Origin of the sequence: Prosthecobacter sp. (assembly GCF_044378005.1) — a bacterium.
GTDB lineage: Bacteria > Verrucomicrobiota > Verrucomicrobiia > Verrucomicrobiales > Verrucomicrobiaceae > Prosthecobacter.
On the sequence record NZ_JBILYB010000186.1, the window covers coordinates 1 to 9871 of the forward strand.

Genomic DNA, 9871 nt, shown 5'->3' on the forward strand with positions numbered 1-9871 from the left:
ATTTTTTTGAGCCGCTCTTTGAGCGGCCCCCACCATGCGAAGCGTTGTGTTTTCATCGGTCGCCTTATTTACACCACCCCTTCAACTTTGCCAATCGACAGGTTTTCAAACACGGCCTAGCATCGAGCGCTTCATCGAGCAGTCTTTTACGAGTCCCGCATCCGCCAGAGTGGCCAGTCAGTCCCTGATCGAAACCTTTGATGACAAGGGTCTCTGGCTTGCCTCGCTGGTGCAGCCGTCTCATCTGGCAGCCGAGCTGAGGCAGCAGTGCTCTGAGCTGAGTTCTCTTGTGATCATGCAGTGGGTGCGGCAGGGGGAGACGCATAAACTCAAGCTGCTCGGCGAGACACTGCTGGCGGAACCGCCTGCCCGCAGGACGCGTGAAACGGCCCGCATCATGACCGTGCTTGCAGGGTTGCTCGGCATCCTGCGCCCTGTGACCGCCCAGAAACTCGTCAACTGCGCGATCCCCTATCTCGGCGACATCAACGACGGCATTCTGCTTCATGATGCCAAGCAGTGGGTGGAGGCGGGGCGTGTGCTCGAGCGCAGCCCGCCGGAGGAACGTATCTTTTGGAACCGGCATCTTCGTGAACCGGGCAACGACTGGGATTGGGACTCGGCTGAGGCGAGGCTCGCCCTGCGCCATCTTGCAAACATCATGCCGCGCGAAGGGGAGATTCTTCAGGTGTTTCAATCTGCCGTGCCTGGCTGCTGGTGGGATCTATGGCGTGAACAGGGCGCCTTGCTCAATGCCACTCAGTCCGCACTTCCTGCTCCCGCTTCAGCCTCCACGCACACAAGTTCAAAAGCTGGCAGATTTGGCCTCGGGCTGATCCTCGGCGTGGCGGCGTCAGTCGCCTTTGGCTGGTTTGCTTTTTCCTACCTGCCTGAACCTGACAGGGAGCCTGCGATCACCAGCCGCCCAGCTCTCCCGCCAGTCCAGAGTGGCTCCATCGAGCCGGCAGAAGAGATACAGGCAGTGGAAGCACCACCGATCCGTGAATCATTGCGCCAGCTTCAATCGATCCTGAAAAGGCCTGCCTCGATTCAGAGCAGCAGCCAAAGCCAGTCACCTGCTGCAATCAAAGAGTCGCCTGACACTTCCTCAACGACGGCTGCTCCTGCAAGCCAGTCCAAGCCAGAGCTTCGCGCCCAGGCACTGGCCCGGCATGCCGCAGCGCATGATGATGCGCGGCGACTCGTCAGCCTTGTCAGGACCAGCTCGTATCGAGAAAACGCCGTTTTGATCCAAGGCCAAAACAGCGTGGCCCCTAAAGGCAGTCCGACCTATCAGGGGTTGATTCACTGGCTGATTCTGGACCCTCCAGAACACGCTGATGTGAGGCTCGCGGTGACCAAGCTTGCTCTGCATTCTCTACCTGTCGATGACACCGTGATGTTGTTCGATCTCTGTGATTACCCCGGCTCACCCAATGAAATCGAGATTAAAGAATGCGCCAATCTGCTGCTGGAACTGCCCGAAACATCCATCACCGAAGCCCATCGCCGTGTTTTGAACAAGATCGTCTCGGCACAGCGATAAAACACTGAGCGCCAAGTGGCCCGCTGGCATCCAGCATTAAAGTCGCCGCAGATAGCCATCGCAGCGGTTGTGCCAGCCAGCCAGCCAGCGCTGCTCCTTCCTCGCAGCAGGGGCATTTTGCACCCGGCGGGCGAGCACGGCTTTGGCCGAGCTGGCAAAGGCGCTGGGAGTCGGTGAGGCCATGCCTTCCAGCACTTGCAGCAAGCCCCAGCCCTGACCTGCATAGCGCTCCGACTTTGCCGTGCCTTCGCCTTTGAAGTTCACATAGTCGATGAGGCAGAAGGCACCTTCGGGCGTGGCGGAGAGACCGTCGAAGTTTGCCTGCACGCGCTTTTTTTGCTTCGTTTCGGCCAGCATCTTCGGCAGGGCACGTTGCAGTCTGGCGAGGATGAACTCGGTTTGCAGGGAGACTGTCTTCGAGAGGATCGTGCGGAGTTCCTTCTGCCGCTCGCCGCCTTTTTCAGCCTCAAAGCCTGCCTTGGTGGTCCACGGGCAAGGCCCCTTCGCCCATGAGGGCATCTTCACTCCACGAGATTCGAGAAAGGCGGCTAGCGGAGGGAAGCTCTCCTCAAACGGCCCGCGCTTTCCCGCCGGATACCAGATGAAGTGGCCAATGCCGAGCGAAGCGAAGTCCTCCCCTGCATTCCAGCTCGTCAGCCCCGCCACGGTGCCCGCGCATTCATTCTGCCAGATCCGCTGTCCCACCCTCTGAAGTTGAGCCTGTGAAAGCGAAACCGCCGCGCTGGCGAGAGTGGAGGTGAGGAGAAGGAGGCCGAGGAGTCTGGAAATCATGCCTCGCAGAGTAGCGGCGGCAGCACGATTGCAAAGCGGTCTTCACTTTGGATAGGAGATCGTATGGCCTGCACGCTCTCCCAGCCTACATTTGGCACCCTCCCCACCTCTACAGGCGGCCTGGGCTACTGCTGCCGCACTCTTGGCCTTCCCCTCCGATGAAGTTCAACGAAGACTCCACTAGCTTTTTACCATTCAAAGGATTCCTGAACGTAAAACCACCTCATGCCACGCCGAAAGCCATCGAAGCCTGACTCCGCTCCGCCGGAGGATGCGCTGATGGCTGCGCTGCATCCGAGGTTGAGGAAGTGGATCAAGAAGGCCTTTGGGCGACTGACGCAGGCGCAGGAGCTGACTTTGCCGCACATCCTGGCGGGGAAGTCGGTGCTGCTTTCATCGCCGACGGGGAGTGGCAAGACGCTGGCGGGCTTCCTCGGGGTGCTGGATCATCTGGTGCGGGCGCATGAGGCCGGGACGCTGGGGGATCGCATCCATTGCGTGTATGTCTCGCCATTGCGGGCGCTGACTTATGACATTCAAAAAAACCTGCTTCCGGCGCTGAAAGGCATCGGCTTGGAGGAGGTGATCCGCGTGGGTGTGCGCACGGGGGACACGACGGCTGCCGAGCGCGCGAAGCTGAAGCGCAAGCCGCCGCACATCCTGCTGACCACGCCGGAGAGTCTGGCCATTCTTTTGCCACAAGCTGGCTGGGCAGAAACGCTGAGTGAGGTGCGCTTTGTCATCATCGATGAGCTTCATGCGCTGGCGGAGAACAAACGTGGCGCGCATCTGATGCTGAGTCTGGAGCGGCTGGAACGTCGGGCGAAAGGTCTCACCCGCATCGGCCTTTCTGCCACAGCGGCTCCTTTGCCACTGCTGGCGGAGTTTTTAGTCGGGCAAGGCAGGCCCTGCGAGATCGTGGAGGCGCGAATGGAGCGTCGCAGGCGTGTGGAGGTGCTCTCGCCGCTGCGGCGTGATCCGTATCCGCCCGCAGGTTACACGGCGCAGCGGGTGATGCAGGACATCGCGCAGATCGTGGAGCGGAGCCGGAATGTGATCGTCTTTTGCAACACACGCAGCAGCACGGAAAGCATCGCCATCCGGCTGAAGGACGCATTGCCGAAACTGGCGACGAAGATCGAGGCGCATCATGCCTCGCTGGATCGTGATGTGCGGCTGGAGGTGGAGGACCGGCTGAAGAATGGCGAGCTGCGGGCGGTGGTGTGCAGCACGAGTCTGGAGCTGGGCGTGGACATCGGCAGCGTGGACTGCGTGGTCATGATCTCCACGCCGAAGGGCATCAGCCGCGCGCTGCAACGCATCGGCCGCAGCGGTCACAGCATCCACACGGAGAGCCACGGCATCCTCGTCGCGACGAACGTGAACGACCTCATGGAATGCATCGTCTGCGCGGAGATGACACGCGCGGTGCAACTGGATGCGGTGCGTCCTTTGGAACGCCCGCTGGATGTGCTCGCGCAGCATCTCGTCGGCATGGCGATGGAGGGCGGCTACACCCGCGACGAGGTTTTGAAAACAGTACGCTCGGCGTATGCGTTTCGTGATCTCAGTGAGGAGGAGCTAGATCGCGTGCTGAACTACCTGGAAGGCGGCGGCAGGTCGCTGGAAAAGCAGTATCGCGAGAACTTCGGGAAGATCATCTGGGTGGATGATCAGCTCGCTGTGCCGAGCAAGAAAGTGGAGCGTGAGTATCTGGCGAACGTGGGCGTGATTCACACCGAAGGCATGGTCAGCGTGATCCTCGGCAAACGCCGCCTCGGGCAGATCGAGGAGAGTTTTCTCAAACGGCTAAAGCTCGGCGACATCTTTGTTTTGGCCGGACGCATGGTGCGGCTGATCGAGACCGGAGTCACTGAGGTGAAGGTGCAAGATGCAGCGGGCAGGCTGCCCACCGTGCCCGCCTGGAACGCGAACAAGATGCCGCTTGCCTCAGGTCTCGCTCGTGAGGTGGCGAAGCTGCGGACGGAGCTGGCTCACCGGCTGGAGACTGAGGAAAAAGAAGACACCGCCGACTGGCTCGTGGAGCGCTACGAGATCTCGCAGACCAATGCCGAAGCCATCCTGCGGCATTGCCGCAACCAACTCCGCGTCTCCCGCATCCCGACGGACGACACCTTCCTCATCGAGCGCTTCGTCGATGACCGGGAAGGCAGCGACTCGGAGCTCGTGCACTTCTTTTTCCACAGTCTCATCGGCCGGAGTGCCAACGATGCCCTGAGCCGAATCATCTCGCATCGGCTCAAAGAAGCCGTCGGTGGCAACATGATGGTGACGATCGACGACTATGGATTCCTGCTGACGGTGAAGAGCTTCCAGGATCTGGAGCTGGAGGCGTGGCGTGAACTTTTCCAAACAGGAGATCCTGCCCACGACATGCACGCCGCCCTGGAGCACAGCGAGCTGGTGAAGTGGAACTTCCGAGGTGTGGCGCAGACGGGGCTCATGGTGCCACGAAATCGCCCCGGCAAGGAGCAGCGGCTGAAAAGCCTGCGCTGGAATGCCGAGATCCTCTTCCGCGTGCTCTGTGAGCATGAGCCGGATCATCCGATGATCGTGCAGTCCTACCGCGAGAGCACTCACACCTACCTCGACCTGCCCCGCGCCATCGACTTCCTGGAGCGAGCACCGACTCTGGAATGGCATCTCGTGCAGGTGCCCGTCGTCAGCCCGTTTTCCTTCGGCATCTTCGCCAGCAAGATCAAAGAAGGCATGATGCTGGAAGATCCCGAAGAGGCCATCGAGCGGCTCTGGCGTGAGTTTGAGCGGAAGACGGGCAGCATGGCGGAATCTTTTTCACCATGAAATCGCAGCTTGATCCGTTCTAGGCAGGTCGGTCAGACTTACCTTCCTATGAAACGCCTCACACTCCTCCTCGCGCTGCCCTTGGTGGCGCTTTTCCTGGGTCAGCAAGTGCTGGCCTCAGCCTCGAAATCGAATGTCGGCACTGTGATCAAAGATCTCAAGGTGCGCTTCTCAGGCAAAGCGCCTGAACTCGCTGGCAAGCCTTACATCCTCGAATTCTGGGCCACCTGGTGCCCACCCTGCCGCTCAAGCATTCCGCACCTGAACGAGGTGTACAAGAAATACAAAGACAAGGGCCTGGAGATCATCGGTGTGACGGATGAGGACAAGCCGACGGTGCGGAACTTCGAGAAGACGGTGCCGATCGAATACACGGTGGCTTTTGATCCTTATGAGAAGCTGGAGAAGGACTTTGGCATCCAGGGCATCCCCCATGCGATGATCGTCGATGCCACCGGCAAGATCACCTGGGAGGGGCACCCCATGAGCCTGAAGGACAGCGACATCGAGGCTGTGCTGAAGAAGTAATTGAGCCTTTTGTGTCACAGAAAAAAATCGTCGGGCTAACTCGGGGGAGATCAAGGCCCTCTCCTCAGCCCGCCCATGTTTTCGCTGCTCAAATTTCTCACCGCCGCCGCCATCGCCACCTTTGGCATTTGGTATGTGTTCCAGTATGACAGCATCACCGAGGTGACGGGCGGGGTGGCCTTTGTCTGCGTGATCACAGCCTTCATGCTGCTGAAATGGGATCCATAGTTCACCAAGAAGGACTACATCGTCCACTACAAGAACCTCAAGTGGCTGCCGCTACTGTCGAAACCGTCGTCTTCGGCCGGGAATTGAAGGCCGCACGGTAGGCGGTGATCATCATGAGGAGACAGGCGACCAGGGACTTGGGTCCAAACATGATGGGATTGAAACCAGTAAGCGGGATGAGTCGCGCATTCTTCCCGGAGATTGAATTCCATGGGATGAGTTTCTGCCAGATCTCCACCAAAGAGCCGCTGGTGACATCCAGGGCGGCCTGACCTGTGCCAAGAGTGCTTTGCTCCGCTTCGGGCGATGTCGGCGCACCACCGATCAGACTGCCTTCGGAAGTCATGGGAGATTCATTGACGGTTTCATACATGTTCATGATGCCCGCCACCGTGAGCGAGTTCACGGAGACAACACCAACCACCACTGCCAGTGCGGCAAACTGACCAAAACGCATGTCGTGACCATCACCCGCCAGACGGAACATCCGCCCCACAGCATGGCCGAGGGCCAGCGTGCCGCAGATGAAGAAGGGCCATCTGAAATTACATATAAAGCTGTAGGCGATGATGGTGACGAGAAGGGCCACGAGCGCCGCAATCACCGCTGCCAGAAGACTCGGTGCTTCGGGCATTTCTCTGGGATGAAGGTGCGTCGTCCCCACCGGGGCATCCACCAGGCGGGAGACAAACTCATCACCATCGGGTGATGTTGCCATGTTCAAGGGCACCTCTAAATTTTCGAACACCTCGCTGCCATAAATGAGAACCAATGAGCCAGCCGTGATGACATCACCATCCACGAGCTTGGCGGTCGTCACAGGCTGACCGTTGATCAGCAGAGGGGACTGGACCTGGAGCTTGCGGATCGAGTGCCCCTGCCCCGTGCTGGTGATTTCGAAGTGCCACGGTGCCAGGCCGTCGATGCCCGCGAACGGGACTTCAGCCATCGGGTCACTGCCCACCCGCACCACCTTTTGTTGAAGGGAGGTGGCGAGTCCGCTTTCGGCAACGAGGCAGGCTGTCATGGCGCTAATTAGCCGCCCCTTGGAATCACGGGCAAATCCTCATTCATGACGGAAGTCGGTCTTCTCGTCACTGGAGCAACCCTGGACTGATGCGCCGCACCTCAGTCTGGAATGGCCTATGGCCGCTCGAAGCTGATGCTCGTGGAGGTGGTGCCTGCGCTCTGGCCGGCGAGCTGCGGCACGATGCCGAATCCGGCCCCGATCACGGCTCCCGAGGTCTCTGACAAAGGCGTCTGGCGCAGGACACCGCTGAAGTTCACGAGGCGCTTCGTGCTGCCATCCAGCAGATTAAAGCTGCCAGCGAAGGCTCCGGTGGCCGCTGTGACGGTGACTTTGTAGCCGCTGGGGTTGGCAGGCGTCACGGCGGGCAGATTCACGCTGACGAGTCCTTTGCCATCCATGCGCAGCAGCGTGGGGATGCTGGGGGTGAGCGCGCTGACGGCACTTTCAAACACGGGCTCGATGTCTCCCGTGCCATTGAGCACGAGGCGCTGCGGCAGGGTAAAGATAGGTGCCTTCGTGGTCGGTGGCAGCCAGGGGTCCATCGTGATGTCACACTGAGACTCAGGGATGCCGCCGCGGTAGTTCGTGTCCTTGGCATTCCCCGCTTTGGCCCAGTAGAGGGAAAGATCGTCCCCGAGTGTGATGATACCTCGGCCGGGCAGGTCCTGGTGTTCCTCAGGTTCAATCCAGGCCGCACAGTAGCTGTTCACTCGGCCCTTGTAAGGCATCAGGTAGAGGCGGTAACCCGCATTGGCATCTGGCAGGAGGCTGGCGGTGATCTTGGTGCCATCGGCCAGGACTCCGGCAAAGGTCATCTTGCCTTTGGAGTCGATGGTCGCCGTGGCGAAGCCTGAGCCGGTGGGCTTTGGCAGCACGTTCGCGGTGCTATCTGGGGCGAAGACGAGGGTGTAGGCACCCGCATAGGTCACAGGCGGTGTGCCGCTGTAGAGCTGGAGCTTTTGACCCGAGGAGGAGCTGCCCAGCGTGGCCACTGGACCTGCCCCCTCCTGGCGTGTCACGCTGACGGAGGAGTCAAATTTCAGAGGAATGGCCAACTGAAGGTTGTAGATCACGGCGGCGGTTCCCGTGCCGACGGTGGCGTTGATGTTCGCCGTGGCGTATTCAGCGCCAAAGTCGAGTCCGAGCGGGCCTTTGAAGGGCACAGGAGAGGCTTGTTTCGCGGTCGTGAGCTTGCCCGTGAGGTCACGGCTGCCGGCAGAGACGGTGAACTCGACTTTGGCCGAGGGCAGGTTGGTGTTCGTGTCGGTCACGATGGCCTCATACTGGCCTGCCCAGCTTTCGATCTTCAGGTTGCCGTTCACATAGACGAAATTGTAGTTCGCCGAGGTGCCGCCAGCGGGCTTGATGGGGTAATTTCCGCCCGGGCTGGTGGTCGTGGCCGTGGTGGCGACGGTGGGAGCTTTGCTCAAAGCATTGCCTGCGTTGTCACTGCCGAGGAAGCCGGAGTAGGCAAAGGTGAGCAGCGGGTTGACCTCGCCGATGAACTTCCGTTTGTCATCGGCGACGACGAGCAGCGGTGCCTTGTTGATGACGAGAGTGCCTGGCTTTTTGATCGCTGTCGGTGCGGTGCCTGACACAGCCTCGACCGGATAGCTGCCTGCGGCGGTAGGTGGTGTGGTGCCTTTGATCTTGTCCACCGTGTAATAGATCGTGTCCGCCGATCCACCGACGACACCGATGGATTTCGGAGTGCCGTCGTAGGTCTGGACGAGATTGGTCAGCGTCAGCGTGGTGGCAGCGGCGGTGACGGCAAAGGATTGCTTCACATCGGCTGCGGGCAGGAAATTGGCATCTCCAGCCTGTTTTGCCGTGATGGCGACCGTGCCCGTGGCACCGCTAAGGGTGACGACACCATTGACGATGCTCGTGACGGGTCCGGTGAAGGTGTAGGTCAAAGGCAGGCCAGAGCTGGCGGTGGCACTCAGCGTGAAAGTGAGTGGCTGACTCAGCGAACGTCCGGCCAATGGGCTGAAGAGGATCGTCTGCGGAAGCTTCGCAGGAGTGCCGCTGATGACATCAAACCTCTGCTCCACATCCGCAGCAGCGGTGAAGTCGGCATTTCCAGCCTGGCTGGCGCGGATATAGACCAAACCTTCGGCACCCGTGAGTGTGAGAACATTGCCATTCACCGAGGCGGGGCCTTCGGTCACCTGATAAGTCACCGGCAATCCCGAACTGGAAGAGGCGCTGAGCAGGAAAGGCACCGTGCCTGTGGTGCGGTCGATCAGCGGAGCAAAGGTGATGGTCTGAGAGGCTTTCGAGATCTCGATGGTCTGGCTGACCGTGGCGGCGCTGAAGTTGTCATTGCCCGCCTGGGAGGCCGTGAGCACGACTGTGCCTGCTCCCGTGAAGGTCAGCTTAGTCCCCGCCAGAGTGGCTGGTCCACTGGTGACGACCAAGGACACCGGAAGATTGCTCGACGAAGTCGGCAGCGTGATTGTCACGGTATTCGCCGTCGCATTCCCCGGCACAAAAGCGTGATCGGCGATGTCAGCGAAGGTGATGGTCTGCCCCGGCTTCGGCTCCGTGCGGGAATCGAGATCACCGCCATTGAGGATAACGAAGCGGTTGCGCGACACTCCGTTGAGGTTGCCAAACTCGCCCCCCACATAGATGCGGCCTGCGGAGTCGGTCGTGATGGCGCGGATGTAGCTGTCAAACCCGGTGCCGATGTCGAAACCAGTATCGGGAACGAGGCTAGCATCCGTTCTCTTGAGGACGCCATAAGAGCCTGAAAGCAGCTTGCCATCCGCCTGACGGTGCAGGGCGTAGGTTTGGATACTGTGGCCGGCCAGAGTGAAGCCGAGATCTGCTCCTGTCGTGCCATTGCGACGCTTCAAAGAGGCCACTGGATTTCCACCGGCGAACAATGAACCATCCGGCAATGCGATGACGGCATTGAT

7 protein-coding genes are annotated in these 9871 nt (G+C 60.1%); 4 read left to right on the plus strand and 3 right to left on the minus strand.

Translation table 11 applies throughout. The features are described 5' to 3' along the window. Nucleotides 1–169: 169 nt before the first annotated feature. Nucleotides 170–1546: a hypothetical protein gene (locus AC6FTP_RS23465; RefSeq protein ID WP_497209336.1), complete on the plus strand. Its 1377-nt coding sequence runs from the start codon at nucleotides 170–172 to the stop codon at nucleotides 1544–1546. 36 nt (nucleotides 1547–1582) lie between these two features. Here the strand turns inward: AC6FTP_RS23465 and AC6FTP_RS23470 are convergent, their stop codons facing one another. Next, nucleotides 1583–2338 carry a hypothetical protein gene (locus AC6FTP_RS23470; RefSeq protein WP_497209337.1) on the minus strand — a complete coding sequence of 252 codons (756 nt, stop codon included), beginning with the start codon at nucleotides 2336–2338 and terminating at the stop codon, nucleotides 1583–1585. 225 nt (nucleotides 2339–2563) lie between these two features. Between AC6FTP_RS23470 and AC6FTP_RS23475 the strand changes: the two genes are divergently transcribed. The 3 genes from AC6FTP_RS23475 (at nucleotide 2564) to AC6FTP_RS23485 (ending at nucleotide 5917) form a co-directional block, all read left to right on the plus strand. Continuing rightward, nucleotides 2564–5161 (plus strand): DEAD/DEAH box helicase, encoded by a 2598-nt coding sequence (locus AC6FTP_RS23475; protein WP_497209338.1) that lies wholly within the window; start codon nucleotides 2564–2566, stop codon nucleotides 5159–5161. A 48-nt stretch (nucleotides 5162–5209) separates the two neighbouring features. Continuing rightward, nucleotides 5210–5689, plus strand: coding sequence for a TlpA disulfide reductase family protein (locus AC6FTP_RS23480; protein ID WP_497209339.1), 480 nt, complete (start codon nucleotides 5210–5212; stop codon nucleotides 5687–5689). A 75-nt stretch (nucleotides 5690–5764) separates the two neighbouring features. Beyond that, nucleotides 5765–5917, plus strand: a complete 153-nt coding sequence (locus AC6FTP_RS23485) for a hypothetical protein (protein WP_497209340.1) — start codon at nucleotides 5765–5767, stop codon at nucleotides 5915–5917. A gap of 37 nt (nucleotides 5918–5954) precedes the next feature. Here AC6FTP_RS23485 and AC6FTP_RS23490 read toward each other — a convergent pair whose 3' ends face one another. Continuing rightward, the gene (locus tag AC6FTP_RS23490) at nucleotides 5955–6944 is read right to left on the minus strand and encodes an FHA domain-containing protein (RefSeq protein ID WP_497209341.1); all 990 of its coding nucleotides are present in this window, start codon (nucleotides 6942–6944) and stop codon (nucleotides 5955–5957) included. A gap of 116 nt (nucleotides 6945–7060) precedes the next feature. Then, nucleotides 7061–9871 (minus strand): MBG domain-containing protein (locus AC6FTP_RS23495; RefSeq protein WP_497209342.1); only part of this gene is annotated, 2811 nt, incomplete at its 5' end.

What these genes read in the sequence shown, in the direction of transcription:
- AC6FTP_RS23485 (WP_497209340.1), top strand. Translation starts at nt 5,765, where the DNA reads ATGTTTTCGCTGCTCAAATTTCTCACCGCCGCCGCCATCGCCACCTTT.
- AC6FTP_RS23480 (WP_497209339.1), top strand. Translation starts at nt 5,210, where the DNA reads ATGAAACGCCTCACACTCCTCCTCGCGCTGCCCTTGGTGGCGCTTTTC.
- AC6FTP_RS23470 (WP_497209337.1), bottom strand. Translation starts at nt 2,338, where the DNA reads ATGATTTCCAGACTCCTCGGCCTCCTTCTCCTCACCTCCACTCTCGCC.
- AC6FTP_RS23475 (WP_497209338.1), top strand. Translation starts at nt 2,564, where the DNA reads ATGCCACGCCGAAAGCCATCGAAGCCTGACTCCGCTCCGCCGGAGGAT.
- AC6FTP_RS23490 (WP_497209341.1), bottom strand. Translation starts at nt 6,944, where the DNA reads ATGACAGCCTGCCTCGTTGCCGAAAGCGGACTCGCCACCTCCCTTCAA.